Genomic DNA, 26616 nt, shown 5'->3' with positions numbered 1-26616 from the left:
CGAGAGGAACCCACCATGCACGCAGTCATCCTGGCCGGCGGCAAAGGCGTCCGGCTTCGCCCCTACACCACCGCGTTGCCCAAGCCGCTCGTCCCGATCGGCGAACAGCACGCGATTCTGGAGATCGTGATGCGTCAGCTGTCCGCGGCGGGCTTCACCAGCTGCACCCTGGCCATCGGCCACCTCGGCCACATCATCCGCGCCTATGTCGGCGACGGCGCCCAGTGGGGTCTGCGCGTCGACTACACCACCGAGGACAGTCCGCTGGGCACCATGGGGCCGCTGCTGACCATGCTCGACCGGCTACCCGGACACTTCCTCGCGATGAACGGCGACATCCTCACCGATCTGGACTTCGGCGATGTGCTGCGCACCCACGAGAAGGCCGGAGCCCCGCTCACCATCGCCACCTACGCGCGCAGGGTGCACATCGACTTCGGTGTGCTGACCACCGACGCGGACCGGGTGGTGGGCTTCGCCGAGAAGCCCAGCATGGACTACCGCGTCTCGATGGGGGTCTACGGCGTGTCCCGGGATGCCCTCAGCCGCTACACCCCGGGTCTCCCGCTGGGCTTCGACGAACTGGTGCTGGACCTGCTGGCGGCGGAGACCCCGCCGCACGCCTATGAGTTCGACGGCTACTGGCTGGACATCGGGCGGCCCGACGACTACGACCGGGCCAACGCCGAGTTCGACGCCCGTCGCGGCATGCTGATCAAGGGAGCGTGAGAGCGGGTGCGCATCCTGGTCCTCGGCGCCACCGGATTCCTGGGGCGGCACACCACCCGTCATCTGCACACCCTGCCCGGGGTGCGGGTGCTGGTCGGCGGCCGGTCACCGGACACCGATCTGACCGCCGACCTCGCCACCGCCGATCCCGTCCGGCTGGCCGACGCCCTGCGCGCGCTCGCGCCGGACGCCGTGGTCAACTGCTCCGGTGCGGTGGGTGGCGGCGCGGTCCATCTGACCGGTACCAACGCGCGCGGCCCGGCGGTGCTGTGCCAGGCCCTGGCCGAGGCCGCACCCCGGGCGCGGCTGGTGCACTTCGGCTCGGCGGCCGAGTACGGCGCCACCGGTGTCGGCCACACCGTCGACGAGACCACCCCCGCCCGGCCGCTGAGCGTGTACGGCGCCAGCAAGCTGGCCGGGACCCTCGCCGTCCTCGATGCCCCGCTGGATGCCGTGGTGCTGCGGGTGTTCAACCCGCTGGGCCCCGGCGCCCCGACCGCCGGGCTGCCCGGACGGCTGGCCGCCGAACTGCGCCGCGTCACCCCTCACGGCCCGGAGGGCACGGTCCGGGTCGGCGATCTCTCCGCCCACCGCGACTTCGTCGATGTGCGTGATGTGGCGCGCGCCGCCGGGCTCGCCGCCACCACCCCCGGCGCGTATCCGCGGGTGCTCAACATCGCCAGTGGTACCGCCCGTCCGGTACGGGCGGTGGCCGAGGGACTGGTGCGCGAGAGCGGCTTCCGGGGACGGCTCGAGGAGAGCGGCGGCGGCTCGGACCGCTCGGCCGCGGTCTCCTGGCAACAAGCTGACATCGCCGCGGCCGGGCGGGTGATCGGCTGGCAGCCCCGCCACACCTTCGCCGATTCCCTGGCCGGGCTGTGGGCGGCCAGCGTCGACCAGGCCGTGGTTCCCGCGCGGTGACACCCCTTCAACGGCGGCTGCTGGTGCCGCTGTATGTCCACCCGGCGGTCGATCCGCACCCCTGGAAGGTGCTGGAACGGGCCGCCGGGCGGCTGTACGGCGTGGTCCTGAACCTGGCCGACGGACCGGGCCGCCGCCCCGACGCGGTGTTCGCCGGAGCCGCCGCGCGGCTGCGCGCGGCGGGCGCGCCGCTGCTCGGCTACGTCGACACCGCCTACGGCCACCGCCGGACCGCGCCGGTCCTGGCCGATATCGGCCGGTACCGCCGCTGGTACGGCGTGGACGGGGTGTTCCTGGACCGGGTCCCCTCCGCCGCGGCCCATCTGGCGCGATATCAACGGCAGGTGAGGGCCGCCCGGACGCTCGGCGCCCGGACGGTCGTCCTCAACCCCGGCACCCACCCCGACCCCGGTTACGCCGCCCTCGGCGATCTGCTGATCACCTTCGAAGGGTGCTGGGAGACCTACCGGCACATCCCGGTGCCCGGCTGGACGGCCGGGTATCCCCCCGAGCGCTTCTGCCACTTGGTGTACGCCGTGCCCGTCGGCCGGGGCGGCCAGGTGGCCGATTCCGCACGCCGGCGCGGCGCCGCCGTGCACTGCGCGGTGCCCGGCGACGGCGCCAACCCCTGGCAGTCCGCCCCCGACGGACTGGAATGAGGCTCCCGCCGACGGCGTGACCTGCGGAAGAGGCGTGACCACTACTGGCCAACTGCCCGTTAAGACGGTGCCTCTGGGGTGCGCGGGGCGGACTGGTGCGCCGTGCGACCGTCATGGCAGGATGCCTCACGCGGCGTTCCCGGCCTTAACCAACCGTGAGTGCGTACCGCCGTGAACAGCCACGATCAAGAGGGGGAGCGGATGGCCGTCGGGGCCAACGGGTCACCGGACGACACCGGCAGTCGGCTCGCGGACCGGCTGAACTACCTGTTCGCGACCATGCACCCGCCGGGCTCCCCCTACACCAACGCCCATGTCGCGGAGGAGATCAGCGGAAGCGAGGAGTACGGCAAGGCGGCGCTGACCGAGCAGTATCTGTCGATGCTGCGCAACGGGAAGCGCACCAACCCCAGCCCGGACCTGCTGCGCGCACTGGCCAAGTTCTTCGCCGTGCCGGTCGGTTACCTGCTCGGCGACCTGTCGCCGTCCCAGGCGGAGCGGGTGGAGGAGGAGGTGCGGTTCCTCGTCGCGATGCGCGACAAGCGGGTGCGCAGCATCGCGCTGCGCTCCGTGGGCCTCCCCCCGGAGGTCCAGGACAGCCTCACCGCCATCATCTCCCAGTTCCGGCAGCAGATGAACCTGCCACCGGAACCGGCCGGGCCCGAGGGGCCCGCGGAGCCGGACGGCCGGGCACCGCGTGGCCGAGGCTGACGCACGGCCACTGTTCTGCTCCTGGCAGCGGACCGGAATCGAGGGTGGTACAGGCATGCGAGTGGGTCGGATACGACGGCGGTGCAAGCGGCTCATCAAGGAGCTCGGGCTGCCCTCCTCGACCGATCTGCCGGGCCTGTGCGCCATCGTGGCCGAGCGCGTCGGACGCCCCGTCCATCTGGTGCCGATGAGCCTGGGCGGTGTGGTCTCGGGCATGACGGCCAGCACCGACGACGGGTACTGGGTCTTCTACGAGCTCAGGACGTCCCCCTGGCACCAGATCCACATCGTGCTGCACGAGATCGGACACCTGCTGCTCGGGCATGAGCAGGACCCGGCCGTCACCGAGGACGCGCTGCGCATGTGGACCCCGTCCATGGACGTCACCACCGCCATGCGCCGCCTGGGCATGACCCCGGGCTTCGCCCGCCACCACTGCTACGACAACCTCACCGAGCGCGAGACCGAGGTACTGGGCACCCTGCTGATGGAGCGTGTGGTGCCCACCTCGGCCGACCACGGACTGCCGCTGCGGGGCCGGGCCGCCGAACTGGCCGCCGCCCTCGGCCCGGCACTGCGCCATGTGCGCGACACCGGCGGCACCGCCGGCACCCGCCGGGCACCCCGAGCCCCCGGCAGCGGTGGCGGTGGCGGTGGGGCCCGTGTTTGACCTGGTCTACCTGTCGTTCGGGGCCGCCGCATGGGCGCTGGCCGGATACAAGGCGCGCGCCTGGTTCCGCGACCCCGGCAACGCCGACCTGGGGCTCGCCTGTGTGATGACCGCCGCCGTGGCCGATGTGTTCCTGCTCTCGGCGCCCAGTGTCTACCGCTGGTTCGACCGGCTGGTGGGCGTGGCCAATCTGGCCATGGTCCTCCTCTACTCCTCGGTCGTGGTGTTCGCCACCGGCGCGCTGGTCCTGCTGCTGCGCTGGACCGGGTCGGCGATCCGGCCCCGGACGGTGGTGGCCGCCGTGGGCCTGGTGTGGGCCGTGGCCGTCACGGGCTTCGCCCTCGGCCGCCCGGACGCCGTGGAACACCCCCGGGACTTCAGCACCGCGTACGCGAGCGAACCGGGTGTGGTGCTCTTCCTGGTGCTGTATCTGGCCATCTTCGGCACCGGACTCGCGGGTCTTGGCATCCTGTGCCCGCGCTACGCCGCCACCCTGCGTGGCTCGTGGCTCGCCCGGGGGCTGCGGGTGCTTGCCGCCGGATGCTGGCTCGGCCTGGTCTACTGCGCCTGCAAGTTGATCGGGTTCGGCTTCTCCTGGGCGGGCCGGGAGTTGTACTGGCTCTCCAACGGCGTGGCCCCGCTGACCGCTTCGGTCGCCGCACTGCTCGTCCTGGCCGGGTTCGCCCTGCCGGCCGGAGGTCCGCGCGCCTCCGCGTGGCGCCGGTTCCGGCGACTGCGGCCGCTGTGGCGGGAAGTCACCGCCCAGGCTCCCGAAGTGGCCATGGGCCAGCCGCGCTGGACCGGCTGGTGGCCGCTGGCCGATCTGGAGTGGCGGGCCAACCGCCAGATGGCGGAGATCCGTGACGTCCAGCGTGGTGTGCGACGCCATGTGGAGGCGGACGTCCTGGAGATCGCACGTGTCAAGGCCCAGGCCGCACGGTTCGACGATTGGCAACTTGCTGCCGTAGTGGAAGCAGCGGCGCTCAGACGGGGTTTGCTGAATCAAGCACACGGACACGTACCGGTGACCGCCGCGGACAGTGTGGTGGTCACCACGGGAACCGAACTGGCCGATGAGCACGAGCACTTGGCCAGGGTCGCCGATGTCTACCGGCTGCCGCTGGTGGACGAGGTGCTCGCGGAGCTGGGGGAGGGGGCCGCCGCACCGCGGCGGTGACGCAAGGGGGATCGAAGACGAGGTGGCCCTGGACGGGGGTCGGGGCCGCCCGTGGCGCAGGCGGCGCCGGGGAGATTCAGTCCCGGCGCCGCCTACCGGCCAGCGCCGCGCCGCACACCTCCCCGGTGCCTCCTCAGTGGCTCCGCACCGCCTCCCCACCGGCCGGGCCCCGGAGCCGACTTCGGCCGACCCGGACGATCTAGAGTCGGGAGCCATGACCGCGAACTCCACCCCCCGCGACACCAGCGGGCTGCTGACCGACCCCTACGCCACCTACGCCGCACTGCGGGAGGAGGGACCGGTCCACCGGATCACCGGCCCCGACGGCAATCCGGCCTGGCTGGTCACCCGCTACGAGGACGTCCGGCAGGCGTTCGCCGACCCCAGGCTCTCGCTGGACAAGGGCAACGCCCGCCCCGGCAACTTCCGGGGCTTCTCGCTCCCGCCGGCCCTCGATGCCAATCTCCTCAACATGGACCCGCCGGATCACACCCGGGTCCGCCGTCTGGTGGTGAAGGCATTCACCGCGCGCCGGGTCGAGGCGATGCGCGCGGGCGTACGGCAGCAGGCGGAGGCGCTGCTGGACGCCGTCGAGCCCCGTGGCCGTGCCGATCTGATCGCGGACTACGCCGGACCGCTGCCCATCGCGGTGATCTGCGACCTGCTCGGTGTTCCGCACCGCGACCGGCAGGACTTCCTCGCCTGGTCCGACGCCCTGCTCACCCCCGACCCCCAGCATCCGGAGCAGGCCAAGGAGGCGATCGGCAGCATGCTGCGCTTCTACACCGGACTGATCGCGGCCAAGCGGGCCGAGCCCGGTGATGATCTGCTCTCCGCCCTGATCGCCGCCCGCGACGAGGAGGGTGCGGGCGGCTCGGGCGGAGCGGACCGGCTGAGCGAGGACGAACTCACCTCACTCGCCTTTCTGCTCCTCTTCGCCGGATACGAAAATGTGGTTCATCTCATCGGCAATTCTGTATCCGGTCTGCTGGACCGCCCCGAACTGCTGAGCGCACTGCGCGGGAAACCGGAGGGGATCCCGGCCGCGGTCGAGGAATTCGCCCGCCATGACGGACCCGCGCCGCTCTCGATCCGCCGCTTCCCGCTCGAGGACATCGAGATCGGTGGGGTGACCGTTCCCGCGGGGGAGACGGTGCTGCTCTCCATCGCCTCCGCCAACCGTGACGCCCGCCACTTCGAGGATCCGGACCACTTCAATCCACATGTTGTCCGGTCCGGGCACCTTGCGTTCGGTCACGGCATCCACTACTGCCTCGGTGCTCCGCTGGCCAGGATGGAGGCCGAAGTGGCGCTGGAAGCCCTGTTGAGCCGCTTTCCGGGGATGCGGCTCGATGTTTCGAAGGAGGAGCTGCGGTGGCGGCCATCGATCCGCACGCGTGGCCTGATCTCGCTCCCCATCGCCTGGTGACGGGGAAAGCGAACACGTTTGTGATGCATAACCCGGGCCCGATGCGGTAAAAAGGTCATCGAGCCCGCCCGGTGTGCATCCCCCGTCGCACCGGGCGGGTCTCTCTTAACGGGCGTCATCCCGTGGCGAACGGCACATAGAGAGCAAGCTCACAGCCGGTTCCTCTGCTCTGGCTTTAGAAGATCGCACTAGCCTCCGCTGTCATGACGGTCCTGCCTGACGGCCTTCCCCTCGCCGACGAATTCCCGGATGTGACGCGTGACCAATGGCGCCACCTCGTCGAAGGAGTGCTGCGCAAAAGCGGCACCTCGGACGCCGTAGGGGAACAGGCCGAAGCGGTCCTCGCGACCGCACTCGAGGACGGCATCACCGTCCAGCCGCTGTACACCGCTGATGACGCCCCGCAGGACGCCGGACTCCCCGGCTTCGCGCCCTTCGTACGCGGCGGCCGGCCCGAGGGCTCCACGGTCTCCGGCTGGGATGTGCGCCAGCGACACGCCCACCCCGACCCGGCCCGCACCAACCAGGCCGTCCTGGCCGACCTGGAGAACGGTGTCAGCTCGGTGTGGCTGGCGGTCGGCGAGGCCGGAGTGCCCGTCGACGCCCTGCCCGAGGCGCTGAACGGGGTCTATCTCGACCTCGCCCCCGTGGCACTGGACGCGGGCGCCGACTTCGAGGCCGCCGCCCGCGCCCTGCTGCGGCTCTACGGCGAGCGCGAGGTGCCGCCGCACGCGGCGCTCGGCAACCTCGGCGCCGACCCGCTGGGCCTGGTGGCCCGCACCGGCCGGGACGCCGATCTGCCGGGTCACCTGGCCGCCGCCGCGGAGCTCGCGGCCCTCAGCCACCGTGACCACCCCGGGATCCGCGCTCTCGCCGTGGACGCCCTGCCGTACCACGAGGCCGGTGGCACGGCCGCCCAGGAGCTCGGCTGCTCGCTCGCCGCGGGCGTGGCCTATCTGCGGACGCTGACCGAGGCGGGGCTGAGCGCCGAAGCCGCCTGTGGCGAGCTGGAGTTCCGCTACGCGGCCACCGCCGACCAGTTCCTGACCATCGCCAAACTGCGCGCCGCCCGGCGGCTGTGGGCCCGGGTCGCGCAGGTGTGCGGCGCGGCCCCGGAAGCGGCCGCCCAGCGCCAGCACGCGGTGACCTCCCCGGTGATGATGACCCGGCGCGACCCCTGGGTGAACATGCTCCGCACCACCGTGGCGAGCATGGCCGCCGGGGTCGGCGGCGCCGACGCCGTCACCGTGCTGCCCTTCGACAGCGCCATCGGCCAGCCCGACGACTTCGCCCGCCGGGTGGCCCGCAACACCTCCACCATCCTGCTCGAGGAGTCGCACCTCGCCCGGGTGATCGACCCCGGCGGCGGCTCCTGGTACATCGAGCGGCTCACCGACGAGGTGGCCCGTGCCGCCTGGACCTGGTTCCAGGAGATCGAGGCCGCCGGCGGTCTCGCCGCCGCCCTCGCCTCCGGTCTGGTGCGCGACACACTGGCCGAGACCTGGGCCCGCCGCTCCCGCGACCTGGCCCGCCGCAAGGAGCCGATCACCGGCGTCAGCGAGTTCCCGAACCTCACCGAGCAGCTCGTGGAGCGCGAGGAGGCCTCCGCGCCGTCCGGCGGCGGACTGCCCCGGGTGCGCCGCGACGAGGCGTACGAGGCGCTGCGCGCCCGCTCCGACGCCCACCAGACCGCCGAGGGCACCCGGCCCCGGGTCTTCCTGGCCGCCCTCGGCCCCGCGGCCGCGCACACCGCGCGCGCCACCTTCGCCGCCAACCTCTTCCAGGCGGGCGGTATCGAGGCGGTCCATGAACCGGTCACCGTGACCGCCGAGACCGTGGCCGAGGCGTTCGCCGCCAGCGGCGCCCGCGTGGCATGCCTGTGCTCCAGCGACACGCTGTACGCGGAGCAGGCGGCGGATGTCGCCGGGCGGCTGAAGACCGCGGGCGCACTCCAGGTGTATCTGGCCGGGCGGCCCGGGGATCGACAGGATGAGTACGAGCAGGCCGGCGTGGACGCGTTCGTCTTCGCGGGCTGCAACGCGGTCGAGGTCCTCACCTCGGCCCTGGACACCATGGGGGTGGCGTGATGGCGGCCGGTCCGCAGGACGCCGGAAGGATTCCGGACTTCTCGGGAATCGAGCTCGAGGCGCCCGGAGAGCGGGTCACGGCCACCTCCGCCGAGTGGGCGGCCGCTCTGGGCGAGAACGTCGGCAAGAGCACCGAGGACCTGGTGTGGGACACCCCGGAGGGCATCGGGGTCAAACCGCTGTACACCGCCGAGGACCTGACGGGTCTGGACTTCCTGGGCACCTACCCCGGTGCCGCGCCCTATCTGCGCGGCCCGTACCCGACGATGTACGTCAACCAGCCCTGGACGATCCGGCAGTACGCGGGCTTCTCCACCGCCGAGGAGTCCAACGCCTTCTACCGCCGCAACCTCGCGGCCGGTCAGAAGGGCCTGTCGGTGGCGTTCGACCTGCCCACCCACCGCGGCTACGACAGCGACCACCCCCGGGTGACCGGTGACGTCGGCATGGCGGGCGTGGCCATCGACTCCATCTACGACATGCGTCAGCTCTTCGACGGCATCCCGCTGGACCGGATGAGCGTGTCGATGACGATGAACGGCGCGGTGCTCCCGGTGCTCGCGCTGTACATCGTGGCCGCCGAGGAGCAGGGGGTGGCACCGGAGAAGCTGGCGGGGACCATCCAGAACGACATCCTCAAGGAGTTCATGGTCCGCAACACCTACATCTATCCGCCGCAGCCGTCGATGCGGATCATCTCCGACATCTTCGCGTTCACCTCGCAGCGGATGCCCCGCTACAACTCCATCTCGATCTCCGGCTACCACATCCAGGAGGCCGGAGCCACGGCCGATCTGGAGCTGGCGTACACCCTGGCCGACGGGGTGGAGTATCTGCGGGCCGGTATGGACGCCGGGATGGACGTGGACGCGTTCGCGCCGCGGCTGTCGTTCTTCTGGGCCATCGGCATGAACTTCTTCATGGAGATCGCCAAGTTGCGGGCGGCCCGGTTGCTCTGGGCCAAGCTGGTCAAGCAGTTCGACCCCAAGAACCCCAAGTCGCTCAGTCTGCGCACCCATTCGCAGACCTCCGGCTGGTCGCTCACCGCCCAGGACGTGTTCAACAACGTGGCGCGCACCTGTATCGAGGCGATGGCCGCCACCCAGGGCCACACCCAGTCACTGCACACCAACGCGCTGGACGAGGCGCTGGCGCTGCCCACCGACTTCTCCGCGCGCATCGCCCGCAACACCCAGATCCTGCTCCAGCAGGAGTCGGGCACCTGCCGGGTGATCGACCCCTGGGGCGGCAGCGCCTATGTCGAGAAGCTCACCCATGACCTGGCGCGGCGGGCCTGGCAGCACATCGAGGAGGTCGAGGCGGCCGGCGGTATGGCCAAGGCCATCGACGCGGGCATCCCCAAGATGCGTGTCGAGGAGGCCGCGGCCCGCACCCAGGCGCGTATCGACTCCGGCCGCCAGCCGGTGATCGGCGTCAACAAGTACCGGGTGGACAGCGATGAGCAGATCGAGGTCCTCAAGGTCGACAACAGCTCGGTGCGCGCCCAGCAGATCGAGAAGCTGCGGCGGCTGCGCGCCGAGCGGGACGAGGCGGTCTGCCAGGACGCGCTGCGGCGGCTGACCGCGGCCGCCGAGTCGGGTCCGGGCACCGGTCTGGAGGGCAATCTGCTGGCCCTCGCGGTCGACGCGGCCCGTGCCAAGGCCACCGTGGGCGAGATCTCCGACGCACTCGAGAAGGTGTACGGGCGCCACTCCGGCCAGATCCGTACGATCTCCGGTGTGTACCGAGAAGAGGCCGGACCGTCGTCCGGCGTGGACCGCACCCGCGCCCTGGTGGAGAAGTTCGAGGAGGCCGAGGGCCGCCGCCCGCGCATCCTGGTCGCCAAGATGGGCCAGGACGGGCATGACCGCGGCCAGAAGGTGATCGCCACCGCCTTCGCCGACCTGGGCTTCGATGTGGACGTCGGCCCGCTGTTCCAGACCCCGGAGGAGGTCGCCCGGCAGGCGGTGGAGGCCGATGTGCACATCGTCGGCGTCTCCTCGCTCGCCGCCGGCCACCTCACCCTGGTGCCCGCGCTGCGCGAGCAGCTGGCACTGGCCGGGCGCGAGGACATCACCATCGTGGTGGGCGGGGTCATCCCGCCGCAGGACGTCCAGACCCTGCACGAGGCCGGCGCCGCCGCCGTCTTCCTGCCGGGCACGGTCATCCCCGACGCCGCCCACGACTTGGTCAGGTCGCTCGCCGCCGACCTCGGCCACGAGCTGTAGGCCCATGCGGTCAGCCAGGCGACCGGCCATCGACATCGACACCTACGCCAAGGGTGTGCTCGACGGATCGCGTGCGTACATCGCCCGCGCGATCACCCTCGTGGAGTCCACCCGGCCCGACCACCGCGACCTCGCCCAGCGGCTGCTGATCGAGCTGCTGCCGCACACCGGCGGGGCGCGGCGGGTGGGCATCAGCGGTGTGCCCGGCGTGGGCAAGTCCACCTTCATCGACGCCCTGGGCACCATGCTCACCGGGCTGGGCCACCGGGTCGCGGTGCTCGCCGTCGATCCGTCCTCCACCCGCACCGGCGGTTCCATCCTGGGCGACAAGACCCGGATGGAGCGGCTGTCGGTGGATCCGAACGCCTTCGTCCGCCCCTCGCCGAGCGCCGGAACGCTCGGCGGGGTCGCCCGCGCCACCCGCGAGTCCATGGTCGTCATGGAGGCGGCGGGCTATGACGTGGTGCTGGTGGAGACGGTCGGGGTCGGCCAGTCCGAGACCGCCGTGGCCAATATGGTCGACTCCTTCCTGCTGCTCTCTCTGGCCCGTACCGGTGACCAGCTCCAGGGCATCAAGAAGGGCGTCCTGGAGCTGGCGGACGTCGTCACCATCAACAAGGCCGACGGACCGCACGCCCGCGACGCCAAGTCCGCGGCCCGTGAACTGGCGGGCGCCCTGCGGCTGTTGCAGCCCCACGACGCCCCCTGGAACCCGCCCGTGCTCACCTGCAGCGCGCGCGAGAACACCGGCCTGGACGTGGTGTGGGAGCGGCTGGAGCAGCACCGCCGGGTGCTGGACGCCACCGGCGCGCTGGACACCAAGCGCCGCGACCAGCAGGTCGACTGGACCTGGTCGATGGTGCGCGACCAGCTGCTGGCCCGGCTGCACGCCCACCCCGAGGTGCGCCGCCTCGGACCGGGGCTGGAGCAGGAGGTCCGGGACGGCACGCTGACGGCGACGCTGGCCGCGGACCGGTTGCTGGAGGCGTTCCGGGCGCCGGACGATCATTGAGCCGTGGATCACCAGAACCCTTCCGCGGACGGCCGCGGTCCGGCGGCCGAACCGTGTGAGAGCGCGGCGGTGGGCCCGTTCTTCGCCCTGCGGACCGGAGCGCCGGCCGGCGACAGTGGACCGGGCGCCGAGGGGTACGTCCCCCTCGGCGCGGTCTACCGGACCGAGGGGGGCCGGGCCGCGCCCGCGCTGCTCACCCGGATCGACACCGTCGGCACGACGCTGCGCACCGATGAGCGCCGGGTCGCCGCCTCCCTGGTCTTCCAGGGGCTCGCGGCCCGGCTCTGGTCGCTCACGCTGGCCCCGGCTGCCCTGCACGGCAGGGTGCCGGATCTGCGCCCCGACGCCCTGTGGTGGAACCCGGCGCGGATGGCGCCCGACGATCTGTGGCATCCGGGGCCGTGGCGGACCCACGGTGAACCCGCCGGGGTGGCCGGGCAACTGGCCCACACCGCCCATGTCCACCTGCTGCCGCTGCACCATGCGGTGCGCACCGCATGTCCGGTCTCCGGACGGCTGCTGTGGGGCAACGCCGCCTCGGCGCTCGCCGGTTCCCTGCGGGTGTTCCACGACTGGTGCCGGGCACGGGGCAGGGACGACGCGGCGGACCGCGCCACCGCCCTGGTCCGCACCCTGCTCCGGACCCCGCCGCTGACCGGCACCGGCACCCTGGCCACCGCGCCGCTCGCGTTCCGGCGCCGCACCTGCTGTCTCTACTACCGGGTGCCCGGCGGTGGGTTGTGCGGGGACTGCGGACTCAGCCGGGCCCCTCGCACCGAACGCGGCGCAGGTCACAGCGGTGAGGGCTGATCCCGTGACCGCCCGCTCGGTACGGTGGGCGGGTGCCGATGAACGAGAACGTGTTCTCATCCTGGGCGGCCTGGCGCCGCCGCACCGCATCCCGACTGGTGCACGCCGGATCGCGCTGGGTGCGGCGGGTCGGCGCGGTGACCCGGGACCGCCCCGGGCCGTACCGGTTCGGGTCCATCGGCGTGGGCACCCGGCTGGCCTTCCCCCAGGGCACCGTCTTCGGGGAACCGTGGATCCACCTCGGCGACCACTGCGTCATCGGTGAACAGGTGACCCTGACCGCGGGCATGTTGCCCGGACTCGACCTCGGCCCCGATCCCGTACTGCGGCTGGGCAACGGTGTGGTGCTCGGCCGGGGCAGCCATGTGATCGCCTCCCGGACCGTGGAGTTCGGCGACGATGTGTACTGCGGTCCGTACGTCTACGTGACCAGCGACAACCACTCCTATGACGACCCCGAGCAGCCCATCGGCCACCAGTGGCCACGCTCGGAGCCGGTGTCCATCGGCTCCGGGAGCTGGCTGGGCTCCGGGGCGGTGATCCTGCCGGGGGCCCGGCTGGGCCGCAATGTGGTGGTGGCCGCGGGGGCGATCGTCCGCGGTGAGGTGCCCGATCACACGGTGGTCGCCGGGGCGCCCGCCCGGATCATCCGGCGCTGGGCTCCCGACGAGGGCTGGCAGCCGCCGTTGCGCACCCCCGCGCCGAAGCCGGTCCCGGCGGGGATGACGGCCGAGCAGCTCAGGGCGGTCGCCGAACTGGCACCGGACGACGAGCCCCCGCGCCCGGAACAGGTGCCCGGCCCCCGGGTGGCCGACGGCTGACCGGACCCGGGGGCGGACTGCGTCGTAGCAGGTCAGTAGAGTTCCGCTGGGCGCCGTCCCGGCGCTCCTCGCCCGACCGACGCCAGGGAGCGCCGTGAGCCCCGCCCGACCCCCCGTGACCGTCGTCGGCATCGGCGCCGACGGCTGGGACGGGCTCACCATGACGGCGCGGGACGCGCTGTGCTCGGCCGAGGTGATCATCGGTGGCCCCCGTCAGCTCGCGCTGCTGCCCGCGGAGTGCCGTGCCGAGCGGCTGCCCTGGCCCTCGCCCCTGCGCCCCGCCGTGCCCGGGCTGTTCGCCGAGCACAGCGGCCGCCGGATCTCTGTGCTGGCCAGCGGCGACCCGATGTTCTTCGGGATCGGCCGCACCCTGGCCGGGGAACTGGGCGCCGCACGGCTGCGGGTGCTGCCCCATCCGTCCTCCGTCTCCTACGCGTGCGCCCGGCTCGGCCGTCCGCTGGAGGAGACCGAGGTGATCAGCCTCGTGGGCCGTCCGCTCGCGTCCCTCGCCCGGGTGCTGCACACCGGAGCGCGGCTGCTGGTGCTCAGCGCGGGCGCGGACACCCCGGCCGAGGTCGCCGGACTGCTGCGGGACCGTGGTTTCGGCCCGAGCCCGATGCGGGTGCTGGAGCAGCTCGGCGGTGAACGCGAACGCACCGTGGAGGGCACGGCCGACACCTGGGCGCATCCACCGGGCGACCCCCTCAATGTCATCGCCGTCGACTGCGTCGCCGCGGAGGGGACACCACGGCTCGCGGTGACCCCGGGTCTGCCGGACACCGCGTATGAACACGACGGCCAGCTGACGAAGCGTCATGTGCGGGCGGCCACCCTCGCCGCGCTCGCCCCCGCCCCCGGTGAACTGCTCTGGGACATCGGCGGCGGCTCCGGCTCCATCGCCGTGGAGTGGATGCGCGCCCATCACCGCTGCCGGGCGTACTCCGTCGAACGCGACCCGGCGCGGGCCGAGCGCATCGTCCGCAACGCCGCCGCGCTCGGGGTGCCCGGCCTCGGTGTCGTCACCGGCGCCGCGCCGGAAGCCCTGGCCGGACTGCCCGTCCCCGACGCGGTGTTCATCGGCGGCGGCGCCACCGCGCCCGGACTGCTGGAGGCGTGCTGGTCGGCACTGCCACCGGGCGGACGGCTCGTCGCCAACACCGTGACGCTGGAATCCGAGGCGCTGCTCGCCGACTGGTACCGCCGCCACGGCGGTGAACTGGTCCGCCTCGCCGTCGCCCACGCCACCCCCGTCGGTGGCTTCACCGGATGGCGGCAGGCCATGCCGGTCACCCAGTGGTCCGTGGTCAAACCGGCCGGCAGCCCGGCCGGACCCGCTCTAGGAGAGACACGATGACGGTGTACTTCATCGGCGCGGGCCCCGGCGCCGCCGACCTGATCACGGTGCGCGGCGCCCGTACCCTCGCCCGCTGCCGGGTGTGTCTGTACGCGGGCAGCCTCGTACCGCGCGAACTGCTCGGCGAATGCCCGCCGGACGCCCGCCTGGTGGACACTTCCCGGCTCGACCTGGACCAGATCACCGCCGAGCTGGTGGCCGCCCACGAGGCGGGGGAGGACGTGGCCCGGCTGCACTCCGGTGATCCGTCGGTCTTCAGCGCTGTCGCCGAGCAGATGCGCCGTCTCGACGCGGCCGGTGTGCCGTACGAGGTGGTGCCCGGTGTCCCCGCCTTCGCGGCGGCGGCCGCCGCGCTCAAGCGCGAGCTGACCGTGCCGACCGTCGGCCAGACCGTCATCCTCACCCGGATCGCCCAGCAGGCCACGCCCATGCCCGACGGGGAGGACCTCGCCACGCTCGGCCGCAGCCGCGCCCTGCTGGTGCTGCACCTCGCCGCCCGCTACGTGGACCGCGTGGTGGCCGAGCTCCTTCCGCACTACGGCGCCGACTGCCCGGCCGCCGTGGTCGCCATGGCGAGCCGCCCGGACGAGCTGGTGCTGCGCGGCTCGCTCGGTGAGATCGCCGGCGCGGTGAAGGCAGCGGGGGTGGTCCGCACGGCCGTCATCATGGTGGGGCGCACCCTGGGGGCCGAGCAGTTCCGCGACAGCCACCTGTACTCCCCGGAGCGGGAACGCCCGCACGGGCCCTGTGACACCGGCGCCGGATGAGGGACTTCCGGCGGACTTCGCCGGGAAACGATGAGTTCCGGGCGGCCGGGCGGTCTTCCCTTCCGTAGCCTCATGGCGAGGCGAGGAAGAGGAGCCAGTCCTGTGCGTATCGTGATCACCGCTTTCATGAGTCTCGACGGCGTCGTCCAGGCGCCTGGCGGCCCCGACGAGGACACCGACGGCGGCTTCGCCCACGGTGGCTGGAGCCACCGGTACTTCGACGAGAAGGTGGTCGGCGGAGCCTTCGACGAGGCGCTGTCCGGGGCCGGGGCACTGCTGTTCGGCCGCCGCACCTGGCAGGTGATGGCCGCCGCGTGGCCCGGTCGGGCCGGTGACCCGTTTGCCGACCGGATGAACGCCATCCCCAAGTACGTGGTGTCCGGCACCCTCGGCGGCGACGAGCTGACCTGGCAGAACACCACCGCCATCCCCGGGGACGAGGCGGTGGCGCGCCTGCGTGAACTGCGCGCGGCCGAGGGGGGTGACCTGCTGGTGATGGGAAGTGCCACGCTCGCCCGAGCGCTGCTGCACGAGGACATGGTCGACGAGCTCCGGCTCATCCTCATGCCGGTGATCCTCGGCGGCGGCAAGACGATTTTCCCGGGTGACGGTGGTCTGCGCGGGTTCGAGCTGGTCTCCGCGACCACCAGCCCCAAAGGCGCACAGGTGTGCACCTTCCGGCCCGCGGCCGCTGAACATTAGGGGATTCGCCGGTACATGGGTGGTTAACGTGGCGGACCGGTGATCGCCGTCGCGTCTCCTGCAGACGCGGCGCGCCTTCACCCACCCCCCCATGCGTCAACCCGAAAGTGATCGCCATGCGCTCCCGGCCCCTGGCCACCGTCTCCGCAGCCCTGCTGACCTCCGCGACGCTCGCCCTCTGCCTGACGGCCTGTGGTCCGGACTCGGATGAGTCCGGGTCGTCGAAGGCCACCACCTCCGCGGACACGCACGCGCCCAGCGACCGCGAACGGTCGGAGGAAGCCGCGGACTCCTCCGGTTCGTCCAGTGGCACCACGGGCGGCAGCAACACCAACGCCGGTGCCGGTGGCGACGCGTCGGACGGCTCGGGCGCAACCGCCGACAACACCCGGCACGTGGCCCTCCCGCTGCCCGACGCCGCACGCCCGAAGACGGCGTCGGGCCAGGACGACAGCACCCTGCTGCTCCAGTACGGGGTGAACGGACCGGCCGCGAGCGCGGAGAGCGCGCTCGCCGAACGCTTCATGAAGAACGGCTATGAGGAGAACGACGGCGCGCTCACCCGGGGCCACCAGCGGCTGTTCCTGGACACCGAAGGCGGCACCCTCAACCTGATGATCGACCTGCCCAAGGCCGAGGGGTATCTCCCGCTGCCGCCGCAGGCACAGCTCACCTCCCTGCGGAGCCGCGCCGATGACACGCTGGTGTTCTCCTACCGCCGTGCCGGGGACGAGAACAGCTCCCTGTCCACCCTGAAGACCTTCATCCCCAAGCTCCAGAACGACGGCTGGAAGGTGCCCACCGACGGCGGCACCCGCTTCACCAAGGGGCAGCAGGCCATCGACGCGGACATGACCGACCAGAACACCCTCAAGCTGGCGGTGCACCTGCCCAGTTCGGTGGACTGACCTCGGCTCAGCCGTCACGCGGGCCGCGTTCGGCGGCGCGGCCCACGACGGTGCCCGCGCGGTCGACGCAGATGACGTCCACGGCGACCGGCGCACCGCGCAGCACACCGAGCGCGGTCCCACGGGCCGCCGCGGCCACCAGATCGCCGAGTGGCACACCGCGCGCGGCACACAACTGGAGCGCCTCCAGGCCGGTGTTGGCGGTGGCCACGGCCGCCGTCAGCTCCTCGTCCGCGCCGCCCTGCCGGGCCAGCCGCGCCAGGAAGTCCTTGTCCACCTGGGAGCGCGAGGAGTGCAGATCCAGGTGGCCGGCCGCCAGTTTGGAGAGCTTGGCGAAACCACCCGCGACCGTCAGCCGGTCCACCGGGTGGCGGCGCAGGTACTTCAGCACCGCCCCGGCGAAGTCGCCCATGTCCAGCAGCGCGTCCTCCGACAGCCCGTGCACGGCCACCGCCACCTTCTCCGACGTCGATCCGGTGCACCCGGCCACATGGCGGCGCCCGGCGGCCCGTGCCACATCCACCCCGCGTCGGATGCTGTCGATCCACGCCGAGCAGGAGTACGGCACCACGATGCCCGTCGTGCCGAGGACCGACAGCCCGCCGAGGATGCCCAGCCGCGGATTCCACGTACTGCGTGCTATCTCCTCGCCGTGGTCCACCGAGATCTCCACCTCGACGTCACCGGTCCCGCCGCACCGGGCCGCCACCGCCGCGACATGGTCCCGCATCATCTGGCGCGGCACCGGGTTGATGGCCGGTTCGCCGACCTCGAGCGGCAGTCCGGGGCGGGTGACGGTGCCCACTCCCGGACCGGCCCGGAAGGCCACCCCGGTGCCCGCCGGCAGCACCCGCACCGTGGCCCGGACCAGCGCGCCGTGAGTCACATCGGGATCGTCCCCGGCGTCCTTGACCACCGCGGCCATCGCCCGGCCCCCGGTGAGATCCTCGGCCGCCAGCGCGAACGCGGGGCACTGCCCCTTCGGCAGCTCGATCGTCACCGGGTCCGGGAAGTCGCCGGTGAGCAGGGCGGTGTACGCGGCCGTGGTGGCCGCGGTGGCACACGCGCCGGTGGTCCAGCCGTGGCGGAGTCCGGTCCGCTCCAGCTGGGCGCCGCGTCCACTGGCCTGCCGGGTCTCAGCCACGCCGCACCCGCCGCGCATACGATGACGGGCGCACCGACGAGGGGACGTATCCGCACGGCCCCGCGCACGACCCCGCACAGGACGGAAGGCATCCGATGACCAGCGCTCCGGCGCGCCACGTACTCATCCTCGGCGGCACCACCGAGGCCCGCCACCTCGCCGCCGTCCTCGACGGCGACCCCGCGCTGCGCGTCACCAGTTCGCTGGCGGGACGGGTCGCCGAGCCGCGGCTGCCCGAAGGCCGGGTGCGGATCGGCGGGTTCGGGGGCGCCGAGGGCATGGCCCGCTGGCTCCGTGAACACCAGGTGGACGCGCTCATCGACGCCACCCATCCTTTCGCCGACACCATCAGTCTCCACGCGGCCCGGGCCGCCGCGTCCGTCCATGTTCCCCTGCTCGCGCTGCGCCGTCCCGGCTGGGTCGCGGGCCCCGGGGACCGCTGGCACCCGGCCGCGTCCCTGACCGAGGCCGCGGAGCTGCTGCCGGCACTGGGGGAGCGGATCTTCCTCACCACCGGGAGGATGGGGCTCGCCGCCTTCGCCCAGCTGTCCCGGCAGTGGTTCCTGATCCGCTCGGTCGACGCACCACAGGCGCCGGTCCCGCCGCGCGCGGAGGTGATCCTCGACCGGGGGCCGTTCACCCTCGAGGGCGAGGCGGAACTGCTGCGCCGCCACCGTATCGACGTCGTGGTGACCAAGGACAGCGGGGGCCGGGCCACCGCCGCCAAGCTCACGGCGGCGCGCGAGGCCGGACTTCCGGTGGTCGTGGTCCGCCGCCCGCCCGCCCCGGAGGGGATCACCGTGGCCGGGACCCCGGACGAGGCCGTCGGCTGGCTGCGCACGACCCTGGCGGGGTGGGCCGGGGCGCGGCCCCGGCCCGTCACCGGTCAGTCCTCCGGGTAGCGCCGCGGGGTCCAGACGATCTCGGTGCCGTCGCCGCGGCGCACCGTACGGGTCTGGGACGAGCCGATCAGCAGGATGGTGCGCATATCCACCTGGGCCGGGTCCAGATCGGCCAGCCGCACGACGCGGACCCGCTCCTCGGGGCCGCCCACGTCCCGGCCCAGTACCACCGGTGTGTCGGGCGCACGGTGCTCCAGGAGCAGTTCCCGTGCCTTGCCGACCTGCCACACCCGGCTGCGCGAACCGGGGTTGTACAGGGCGAGCACCAGGTCGGCCGCGGCCGCGGCGCGCAGCCGCTCGGCGATGACCTCCCACGGCTTGAGCCGGTCGGACAGCGAGACCACCGCGTAGTCGTGGCCCAGCGGGGCGCCCGCGCGGGCGGCGGCCGCATGGGCGGCCGTCATCCCGGGCAGCACCCGTACCGGCACCTCGCGGTAGGGGTCCTCGGACGCCGCCTCCAGGACGGCGGTGGCCATGGCGAACACCCCGGGGTCGCCCGAGGACACCACGGCGACCCGCCGCCCGCGCCGGGCCAGCTCCAGGGCGAACTCGGCGCGCTCGGCCTCCACCTTGTTGTCGGAGGCGTGCCGCCGCTGGCCCGGCCGGACCGGCACCCGGTCCAGATAGGTGGTGTAGCCCACCAGTTCCTCCGCGGCGGCCAGTTCACCGCGCGCCTCGGGGGTGAGCCACAGCGGACCGGCCGGGCCGAGGCCGATGACCACGACCTCACCCGGTCCCGCCGCCTCCGGGATGTCCGCCCCGGCCGTCCCGTCCGTGCTCTCGTCCCTGGCCACCGGGTCCGCCGCGCCCGCCGTGGTGACCGCGCCGACCCGGCTCGGCAGCACCGCCACCGAGAAGTAGGGCACCGTCCCGGGATCCACCTCGGCCAGCGGCGCGGTGCGCTCCGCGCCCATCGTGGCGCGCTCGACGTACCGCGCGTCCGCCAGCCGTCCCGAGCGTTCCAGGGCCCTGCGCACGGTCGGGAAGGTGCGGCCGAGCTTCATCACGGCCGCGGCGTCCGCCGAGGCCAGCCGTGCCGTCAACTCCTCCTCGGGCAGGGTGCCGGGAAGGACCGTCAGCACCTCCTCACCCTCGACCAGCGGGGTGCCGAGCCGCGCGGCCGCCGCGCTCACCGAGGTGACCCCGGGGATCACCTCGGTGGGGTAGCGGTCGGCCAGCCGCTTGTGCATATGCATATAGGAGCCGTAGAAGAGCGGATCGCCCTCGGCGAGCACCGCGACCGTGCGCCCGGCGTCCAGATGGGCCGCGAGCCGCGCCGATGCCTCGGCGTAGAACTCCTCCATCGCGCCGCGATAGCCACCGGGGTGGTCGGTGGTCTCCGTGGTGACCGGGTAGACCAGCCGCTCCTCGATGTGGTCGGGCCGCAGATACCGCTCGGCGATGGAACGCGCGATGCTCCGGCCGTGCCGTGCGCTGTGGTAGGCGATGACATCGGCCTCGGCGATGACCTCCACGGCCCGCACCGTCATCAGGGACGGGTCGCCGGGGCCGAGCCCCACACCGTAGAGCCGGCCCTGCTGCTGCTCGCTCACTCTGCCTCGCTCGCTATCGCGTTGACCGCGGCCGCGGCCATGGCGCTGCCACCGCGTCGGCCGCGCACCACCAGATGGTCAAGCGCCGCCGGATGTCCGGCCAGCGCCTCCTTGGACTCGGCCGCGCCGATGAAGCCGACCGGCACACCGATGACGGCGGCCGGGCGCGGCGCGCCCTCCTCGATCATCTCCAGCAGCCGGAAGAGCGCGGTGGGGGCATTGCCGACGGCCACCACCGCACCCTCCAGCCGGTCCCGCCACAGCTCCAGCGCGGCGGCGCTGCGCGTGGTGCCCATCCGGCGGGCCAGCTCCGGCACCCCGGGATCGGACAGGGTGCACACCACGTCGTTGTCGGCGGGCAGTCGCTTGCGGGTGACACCGCTGGCGACCATCTGTGCGTCGCACAGGATGGGCGCGCCGGAGCGCAGCGCGGCACGGGCGCGGGAGACCACCTCGGGCGAGTACCCGAGGTCCTGGACCAGGTCGACCATGCCGCAGGCGTGGATCATCCGCACCGCGACCTGGCTCACATCGGCGGGGAGCCCGCCGAGATCCGCCTCGGCGCGGATGGTGGCAAAGGACGCGCGGTAGATGGCCGCCCCGTCCTTCTCGTAGTCGAACACTGTGCCCTCGATCATCTCGTTCCGCGGGCCGCCGCCACGGCGTCGGCCACCTGCTCTGCTGTCACGTCCGTGCCGTCCGGGTCACCAGGGGTCCCGGACGTCCCGGAGGTGCCCCGTACGGTGATCCGGTAGCCCGCGCCGGTCGCCAGCGCGTCCACCCAGCGGCCGCCGGGGTGACCGCAGCGCCGCTCACAGCCGGAGAAGTACACCGGCAGCGGCACGGTACGCCGTTCGTCGCTCGCGGTGGTCCGCGCCGCCGTCCGCCCGGCGTCGGCGCGCACATCGGCCAGCGATTTCGCACAGCCGGGCAGCCCGGTGCAGGCACCGATCCCGAGCCACGGTGAGCCGGGATCGGTCACCAGCCCGGCTCCGGCCAGTTCGTCCGCCGCGGAGCGGGCGGCCTCCGGGGTGAACCCGGGGAGCACCACGCCGCGCCAGGGTGTCACACGCAGTTCATCGGCCCCGTCCCGGGAGGCGAGCGCGGCGAGCAGCCGCCACTGGGCGGCGGTCATCCGGCCGAGCGGTACGGCCGCGGACACCGCGTGGCGGCCGTGCGGGCCGGGCACCGGACCGGGGGAGGGGAGACGGGGTTCCGTCCGCGGGCCGGGCGCCGTGTCCCGTCCGGCTCCGGCACCGCCGGTGCCGGTGTCCGGTTCCTGGCCGATACCCGCCCCGGCGAGTCGCGCCGCCAACCCCGCGGCCGTCACGGCGTGTTGCGCGGGTAGCTCCCGCACCCGCCAGGCCCGGATGCCGCTTTCCTCCGCTCTCGTCAGGAATTCCACGGCCGCCAGCGCGGCGGCCCGCGGGGCGTCCTCCGCCGCGATGCGCAGCCCCCCGGATCCGGCGGCACCCACGCTCAGGAGGGCCCCGCCGCCCGGCGTTGCGATCAATGTCACATCGGCGCCCAGGGCGGCGACATCGCCCCGTCCGTCGTCCAGCGCGAACAGGAACCGGCCCGACAACCCCGACAAAGCCCTCAACTCGCCGGACCCCGCCGTGCACAGGAGCGTGTCCAACTCCCGTGCCCACACGGAGGTGTCGGTGTGCCCGGCGCCGTCCAGGCCGCTCAGCGGTGACGCCACGATGTTGCGCACCCGGTCGTGCGCGTCCGACGGCAGCAGCCCGGCCGACCGCAACCGCTCCGCCAGGGGTGCCCCGCACCCCTCGGCAAGCCCCCGTAGCTGGACGTTTCCCCGGGAGGTGAGGTCGAGCCGGCCGTCGCCCAGCTCCTCCGCCACCGCCGCCAGCGTCCGTGCCTGACGCCCCGTCAACAGGCCGCCGGGTAGCCGTACACGGGCCAGTGCGCCGTCGTGCGCCGGGTGGAGCCGCAGTGCGCCGGGGCATGCGTCATCACGCCCGCCACGGTCCGCGGAGACCGTCCGGTCCGTGGCGGAGCGGGCCCGGACACCGGTGGCGGGCGTTTGATCCCCAGGTGGGACGGTTGTCGGGGGGAGGGGCATGGCGGCGAGCATACCGACGATCGCCCGGCCCTCACCGTCCCGTGGCAGGTCAGCAACGCTTACTATGCTGAGCGGCGGGTCGTCCTGACCCGCCGGACGCAACTGACGGCGTCAGGGGAGGAAGCCGGTGAGATTCCGGCGCGGTCCCGCCACTGTGAGCACGGCAGCAGCCGCGCGAGCCAGGAACTCCCGCCGTCTTCAACCCGCCCGGGGCGCGGACCCCGAGGAAGGCGCCCAGTCATGATCCTGCTGCTGTCGACGTCCGACACCGACCTGCTCAGCGCCCGTGCCGCCACGGGCCCGGTGCCGTACCGCCTGGCCAACCCGGCCCGGCTCGCACTCGACGACCTGCCCGGCCTGCTCGAGGGCGCCGACCTCGTCGTCGTACGGCTGCTCGGCGGGATCCGCGCCTGGCAGGAGGGCCTGGACACCCTGCTCGCGGGTGATCGCCCCGTCGTGGTCCTCACCGGTGAACAGGCCCCGGACGCCCAGCTCATGGAGGCGTCCACGGTCCCGGTCGGCATCGCCGCGGAGGCCCACGCCTACCTCGCCCACGGCGGCCCCGGAAACCTGGAGCAGCTGGCCCGCTTCCTCTCCGACACCGTGCTGCTCACCGGCCACGGCTTCGAACCGCCCGCCCCGGCCCCCACCTGGGGCCCGCTGGAGCGGACCGCGCGCACCACCACCGGCCCCACCATCGCGGTGCTCTACTACCGCGCCCACCACATGAGCGGCAACACGGCCTTCGTCGAGGCCCTGTGCCGGGCCGTGGAGGACGCCGGGGGCCGTCCGCTCCCGCTGTTCGTCGCCTCGCTGCGGGCCCCCGAGCCCGAGCTGATCGAGGCCCTCGGTGCGGCCGACGCGGTCGTCACCACCGTGCTCGCCGCCGGTGGGACCCGGCCCGCCGACGCCTCCGCGGGCGGCGACGACGAGTCGTGGGACGCGGGCGCGCTCGCCCGGCTCGACGTCCCCGTGCTCCAGGCGCTGTGCCTGACCGGCTCGCGCACCGCCTGGGAGGAGAACGACGAGGGGCTCTCCCCGCTGGACGCCGCGACCCAGGTCGCCGTCCCCGAGTTCGACGGCCGCCTCATCACCGTGCCGTTCTCCTTCAAGGAGGTCGACGAGGACGGACTGCCCGTCTACGTCGCCGACCCCGAGCGCGCCGCACGGGTCGCCGGGATCGCGGTGCGGCACGCCCGGCTGCGCCACATACCCGCGGCCGACAAGCGGCTGGCGCTGGTCCTCTCCGCCTACCCGACCAAGCACTCCCGCATCGGCAACGCGGTCGGCCTCGACACCCCCGCCAGCGCCGTCGCCCTGCTGCGCCGCCTGCGGGCCGAAGGCTATGACCTCGGCCCCGAGGACGGGCCGGACGCCCTTCCGGGCCTGGTCTCCGGCGACGGCGACGAACTGATCCGCGCCCTCATCGACGCCGGCGGCCACGACCAGGAGTGGCTCACCGAGGAGCAGCTCGCTGCCAACCCGGTCCGCGTCCCCGCCGCCGACTACCGCCGCTGGTACGCCACCCTGCCCGCGGAGTTGCGCGACGCGGTCGAGGAGCACTGGGGCCCGCCGCCCGGCGAGATGTTCGTCGACACCAGCCGCAACCCGGACGGCGACATCGTCCTGGCCGCACTGCGCCACGGCAATCTGCTGGTGGTCATCCAGCCGCCGCGCGGCTTCGGCGAGAACCCCATCGCCATCTACCACGACCCCGATCTGCCGCCCTCCCACCACTACCTGGCCGCCTACCGCTGGATGGCCACCCCGCAGGCGGACGGCGGCTTCGGTGCCGACGCCATGGTGCACCTGGGCAAGCACGGCAACCTGGAGTGGCTGCCCGGCAAGAACGCCGGACTGTCCGCCGCCTGCGGCCCCGACGCCGCGCTCGGCGATCTGCCGCTGATCTACCCGTTCCTGGTCAACGACCCGGGCGAGGGCACCCAGGCCAAGCGCCGCGTCCACGCCACCCTGATCGACCACCTGGTGCCCCCGATGGCCCGCGCCGACTCCTACGGCGACATCGCGCGGCTGGAGCAGCTCCTCGACGAGTACGCCGCCATCTCCTCGATGGACCCGGCGAAGCTGCCCGCCATCCGCGCCCAGATCTGGACCCTGATCCAGGCCGCCAGGCTGGACCACGACCTCGGACTCGAAGACCGTCCCGACGACGACGGCTTCGACGACTTCCTGCTCCATGTCGACGGCTGGCTGTGCGAGGTCAAGGACGCCCAGATCCGTGACGGTCTGCACGTCCTCGGTGCCGCCCCCGGCGGCCCCGGGCGCGTCAACCTGGTGCTCGCGATCCTGCGCGCCCGCCAGATCTGGGGCGGCACCACCGCGCTGCCCGGTCTGCGCGAGGCCCTCGGCCTGGACGAGTCGGCCGCCACCCGCACCGGCGCCGACGACGCCGAGGAGCGCGCCCGCGCGCTGGTCCAGGCGATGGAGGACGCGGACTGGGCCCCCGACGCGGTCGAGAAGGCCGTCCTCGTCCTGCCCGACGAGCAGCGCGCCGCGGTCACCGCCATCCTCGACTTCGCCGCCCGCGAGGTGGTGCCGCGCCTGGCCGCCACCACCGACGAGATCGACCACGCCGTGCACGCGCTGGGCGGCGGCTTCGTCCCGGCGGGCCCCTCCGGCTCCCCGCTGCGCGGTCTGGTCAACGTGCTGCCGACCGGCCGCAACTTCTACTCCGTCGACCCCAAGGCCGTGCCCAGCCGGCTGGCCTGGGAGACCGGCCAGGCGCTCGCCGACTCGCTCCTGGAGCGCTACCGCGCCGACAACGACGGCCAGTGGCCGACCTCCGTCGGTCTCTCGCTGTGGGGCACCAGCGCGATGCGCACCTCCGGCGACGACGTGGCCGAGGCGCTGGCGCTGCTGGGCATCCGCCCGGTGTGGGACGACGCCTCCCGCCGGGTGACCGGGCTGGAGCCGGTCGAACCCGCCCAGCTCGGCCGTCCGCGCATCGACGTCACCCTGCGCATCAGCGGTTTCTTCCGGGACGCCTTCCCGCATGTCGTCGGGCTCCTGGACGACGCCGTACGGCTGGCCGCCTCCCTCGACGAGGCCGACGAGGACAACTACGTACGCGCGCACACCCGGGCCGACCTCGCCGCCCACGGCGACGAGCGCCGCGCCACCACCCGGATCTTCGGCTCCCGCCCCGGCACCTACGGCGCCGGGCTGCTCCAGCTGATCGACAGCCGTGACTGGCGCACCGACGCCGACCTCGCCGAGGTGTACACGGTCTGGGGCGGCTACGCCTACGGACGCGGTCTGGAGGGCCGCCCGGCGCGGGAGGAGATGGAGAGCGCCTACCGGCGGATCGCGGTCGCGGCGAAGAACACCGACACCCGCGAGCACGACATCGCCGACTCGGACGACTACTTCCAGTACCACGGCGGCATGGTGGCCACCGTGCGCGCGCTCAAGGGCGCCGCGCCCGCCGCGTACATCGGCGACTCCACCCGCCCCGAGACGGTCCGCACCCGCACCCTCCACGAGGAGACCTCCCGGGTCTTCCGCGCCCGGGTGGTCAACCCCCGCTGGATCGAGGCGATGCGCCGCCACGGTTACAAGGGCGCGTTCGAGCTGGCCGCCACGGTGGACTATCTCTTCGGCTACGACGCCACCACCGGGGTGGTCGCCGACTGGATGTACGACAAGCTGGCCCAGAGCTATCTGCTCGACCCGGAGAACCGTGCGTTCCTGGAGGAGGCGAACCCCTGGGCGCTGCACGGCATGGCCGAGCGGCTGCTGGAGGCCGAGAGCCGCGGCCTGTGGGCGGAGCCCGACCCCGAGGTGCTGGAGCGGGTGCGCGAGCTCTACCTGGAGACCGAGGGCGGTCTCGAGGGCGACGGCTGAGCCGTCCGCGCCCGGCGGGGAACCGCGGGCGCGGATGCGGGTGCGCGGCTTTGCCGGGCTGTTGCCTGGTGGTGTCTGCGGCTGT

22 protein-coding genes and 1 riboswitch are annotated in these 26616 nt (G+C 73.3%); of the genes, 18 read left to right on the top strand and 4 right to left on the bottom strand.

All coding sequences use genetic code 11. The features are described 5' to 3' along the window. Positions 1-15 precede the first annotated feature (15 nt). The 16 genes from NMK44_RS10875 (at position 16) to NMK44_RS10800 (ending at position 16985) form a co-directional block, all read left to right on the top strand. Positions 16-729, top strand: coding sequence for a nucleotidyltransferase family protein (locus NMK44_RS10875; RefSeq protein WP_254740926.1), 714 nt, complete (start codon positions 16-18; stop codon positions 727-729). 6 nt (positions 730-735) lie between these two features. After that, entirely contained in the window at positions 736-1650 is a 915-nt protein-coding gene (locus NMK44_RS10870; protein WP_254740924.1) for an NAD-dependent epimerase/dehydratase family protein, read from the top strand. Beyond that, entirely contained in the window at positions 1647-2309 is a 663-nt protein-coding gene (locus NMK44_RS10865; RefSeq protein ID WP_254740922.1) for a spherulation-specific family 4 protein, read from the top strand. Before NMK44_RS10870 ends, NMK44_RS10865 begins: the two co-directional genes overlap by 4 nt. 201 nt (positions 2310-2510) lie before the next feature. Further along, positions 2511-3020 (top strand): helix-turn-helix domain-containing protein, encoded by a 510-nt coding sequence (locus NMK44_RS10860; RefSeq protein ID WP_254741727.1) that lies wholly within the window; start codon positions 2511-2513, stop codon positions 3018-3020. 55 nt (positions 3021-3075) lie between these two features. Next, a complete protein-coding gene (locus tag NMK44_RS10855) occupies positions 3076-3690 on the top strand; it encodes a hypothetical protein (RefSeq protein ID WP_254740920.1) in 615 nt (204 codons plus the stop codon). Next, positions 3683-4867 (top strand): MAB_1171c family putative transporter, encoded by a 1185-nt coding sequence (locus NMK44_RS10850; protein WP_254740918.1) that lies wholly within the window; start codon positions 3683-3685, stop codon positions 4865-4867. Before NMK44_RS10855 ends, NMK44_RS10850 begins: the two co-directional genes overlap by 8 nt. A 214-nt stretch (positions 4868-5081) precedes the next feature. After that, positions 5082-6296, top strand: a complete 1215-nt coding sequence (locus NMK44_RS10845; protein WP_254740916.1) for a cytochrome P450 family protein — start codon at positions 5082-5084, stop codon at positions 6294-6296. Positions 6297-6499: 203 nt separating this feature from the next. Beyond that, on the top strand, positions 6500-8383 hold the full coding sequence (gene mutA, locus NMK44_RS10840) for a methylmalonyl-CoA mutase small subunit (protein WP_254740914.1): 1884 nt from the start codon (positions 6500-6502) through the stop codon (positions 8381-8383). Further along, positions 8383-10611: a methylmalonyl-CoA mutase gene (gene scpA, locus NMK44_RS10835; RefSeq protein WP_254740912.1), complete on the top strand. Its 2229-nt coding sequence runs from the start codon at positions 8383-8385 to the stop codon at positions 10609-10611. Before mutA ends, scpA begins: the two co-directional genes overlap by 1 nt. A 4-nt stretch (positions 10612-10615) precedes the next feature. Next, a complete protein-coding gene (gene meaB / locus NMK44_RS10830) occupies positions 10616-11623 on the top strand; it encodes a methylmalonyl Co-A mutase-associated GTPase MeaB (RefSeq protein ID WP_254740910.1) in 1008 nt (335 codons plus the stop codon). 3 nt (positions 11624-11626) lie between these two features. Continuing rightward, complete coding sequence (locus NMK44_RS10825) at positions 11627-12433, top strand: (2Fe-2S)-binding protein (RefSeq protein ID WP_254740908.1); 807 nt, start codon at positions 11627-11629, stop codon at positions 12431-12433. 32 nt (positions 12434-12465) lie between these two features. Beyond that, positions 12466-13254 carry an acyltransferase gene (locus NMK44_RS10820; protein WP_254740906.1) on the top strand — a complete coding sequence of 263 codons (789 nt, stop codon included), beginning with the start codon at positions 12466-12468 and terminating at the stop codon, positions 13252-13254. A gap of 94 nt (positions 13255-13348) precedes the next feature. After that, the gene (gene cbiE, locus NMK44_RS10815; RefSeq protein WP_254740904.1) at positions 13349-14608 is read left to right on the top strand and encodes a precorrin-6y C5,15-methyltransferase (decarboxylating) subunit CbiE; all 1260 of its coding nucleotides are present in this window, start codon (positions 13349-13351) and stop codon (positions 14606-14608) included. Further along, positions 14605-15375: a precorrin-4 C(11)-methyltransferase gene (gene cobM, locus NMK44_RS10810; protein ID WP_254740902.1), complete on the top strand. Its 771-nt coding sequence runs from the start codon at positions 14605-14607 to the stop codon at positions 15373-15375. Before cbiE ends, cobM begins: the two co-directional genes overlap by 4 nt. A gap of 102 nt (positions 15376-15477) precedes the next feature. Then, on the top strand, positions 15478-16077 hold the full coding sequence (locus NMK44_RS10805) for a dihydrofolate reductase family protein (protein ID WP_254740900.1): 600 nt from the start codon (positions 15478-15480) through the stop codon (positions 16075-16077). A gap of 116 nt (positions 16078-16193) precedes the next feature. Next, positions 16194-16985, top strand: coding sequence for a hypothetical protein (locus NMK44_RS10800; RefSeq protein ID WP_254740898.1), 792 nt, complete (start codon positions 16194-16196; stop codon positions 16983-16985). Positions 16986-16992: 7 nt separating this feature from the next. On the opposite strand, the gene NMK44_RS10795 is transcribed toward NMK44_RS10800, so the two are convergent. Then, on the bottom strand, positions 16993-18129 hold the full coding sequence (locus NMK44_RS10795) for a cobalt-precorrin-5B (C(1))-methyltransferase (RefSeq protein ID WP_254740896.1): 1137 nt from the start codon (positions 18127-18129) through the stop codon (positions 16993-16995). Positions 18130-18224: 95 nt separating this feature from the next. Here NMK44_RS10795 and NMK44_RS10790 point away from each other — a divergent pair, with 95 nt between their 5' ends. Further along, complete coding sequence (locus NMK44_RS10790; protein ID WP_254740894.1) at positions 18225-19031, top strand: cobalt-precorrin-6A reductase; 807 nt, start codon at positions 18225-18227, stop codon at positions 19029-19031. On the opposite strand, the gene NMK44_RS10785 is transcribed toward NMK44_RS10790, so the two are convergent. From NMK44_RS10785 to cobG, 3 genes are read right to left on the bottom strand one after another with little or no spacing between them, the layout of a single operon-like run. Continuing rightward, positions 19016-20584, bottom strand: coding sequence for a precorrin-2 C(20)-methyltransferase (locus NMK44_RS10785; protein ID WP_254740892.1), 1569 nt, complete (start codon positions 20582-20584; stop codon positions 19016-19018). The genes NMK44_RS10790 and NMK44_RS10785 overlap by 16 nt on opposite strands. Next, entirely contained in the window at positions 20581-21222 is a 642-nt protein-coding gene (locus NMK44_RS10780; RefSeq protein ID WP_254740890.1) for a precorrin-8X methylmutase, read from the bottom strand. The genes NMK44_RS10785 and NMK44_RS10780 overlap by 4 nt, the downstream gene beginning before the upstream one ends. Next, positions 21219-22667 carry a precorrin-3B synthase gene (gene cobG, locus NMK44_RS10775; protein WP_254740888.1) on the bottom strand — a complete coding sequence of 483 codons (1449 nt, stop codon included), beginning with the start codon at positions 22665-22667 and terminating at the stop codon, positions 21219-21221. Before cobG ends, NMK44_RS10780 begins: the two co-directional genes overlap by 4 nt. 58 nt (positions 22668-22725) lie before the next feature. After that, a riboswitch (cobalamin riboswitch) is annotated at positions 22726-22875 on the top strand. A 32-nt stretch (positions 22876-22907) separates the two neighbouring features. Between cobG and cobN the strand changes: the two genes are divergently transcribed. After that, complete coding sequence (cobN, locus tag NMK44_RS10770; protein ID WP_254740886.1) at positions 22908-26531, top strand: cobaltochelatase subunit CobN; 3624 nt, start codon at positions 22908-22910, stop codon at positions 26529-26531. Positions 26532-26616 lie beyond the last annotated feature (85 nt).

Origin of the sequence: Streptomyces cucumeris (genome assembly GCF_024295805.1) — a bacterium.
In the GTDB taxonomy this organism is placed as follows: domain Bacteria; phylum Actinomycetota; class Actinomycetes; order Streptomycetales; family Streptomycetaceae; genus Streptomyces; species Streptomyces cucumeris.
This window is presented reverse-complemented; position numbering and strand designations above follow the sequence as displayed.

Bases quoted from the DNA above. Each gene is read 5' to 3' on its own strand.
- NMK44_RS10860 (WP_254741727.1), top strand. From the start codon at position 2,511: ATGGCCGTCGGGGCCAACGGGTCACCGGACGACACCGGCAGTCGGCTC.
- NMK44_RS10780 (WP_254740890.1), bottom strand. From the start codon at position 21,222: ATGATCGAGGGCACAGTGTTCGACTACGAGAAGGACGGGGCGGCCATC.
- NMK44_RS10845 (WP_254740916.1), top strand. From the start codon at position 5,082: ATGACCGCGAACTCCACCCCCCGCGACACCAGCGGGCTGCTGACCGAC.
- NMK44_RS10790 (WP_254740894.1), top strand. From the start codon at position 18,225: ATGACCAGCGCTCCGGCGCGCCACGTACTCATCCTCGGCGGCACCACC.
- meaB (WP_254740910.1), top strand. From the start codon at position 10,616: ATGCGGTCAGCCAGGCGACCGGCCATCGACATCGACACCTACGCCAAG.
- cobN (WP_254740886.1), top strand. From the start codon at position 22,908: ATGATCCTGCTGCTGTCGACGTCCGACACCGACCTGCTCAGCGCCCGT.
- cobG (WP_254740888.1), bottom strand. From the start codon at position 22,667: ATGCCCCTCCCCCCGACAACCGTCCCACCTGGGGATCAAACGCCCGCC.
- mutA (WP_254740914.1), top strand. From the start codon at position 6,500: ATGACGGTCCTGCCTGACGGCCTTCCCCTCGCCGACGAATTCCCGGAT.
- scpA (WP_254740912.1), top strand. From the start codon at position 8,383: ATGGCGGCCGGTCCGCAGGACGCCGGAAGGATTCCGGACTTCTCGGGA.
- NMK44_RS10855 (WP_254740920.1), top strand. From the start codon at position 3,076: ATGCGAGTGGGTCGGATACGACGGCGGTGCAAGCGGCTCATCAAGGAG.
- cobM (WP_254740902.1), top strand. From the start codon at position 14,605: ATGACGGTGTACTTCATCGGCGCGGGCCCCGGCGCCGCCGACCTGATC.
- NMK44_RS10800 (WP_254740898.1), top strand. From the start codon at position 16,194: ATGCGCTCCCGGCCCCTGGCCACCGTCTCCGCAGCCCTGCTGACCTCC.
- NMK44_RS10875 (WP_254740926.1), top strand. From the start codon at position 16: ATGCACGCAGTCATCCTGGCCGGCGGCAAAGGCGTCCGGCTTCGCCCC.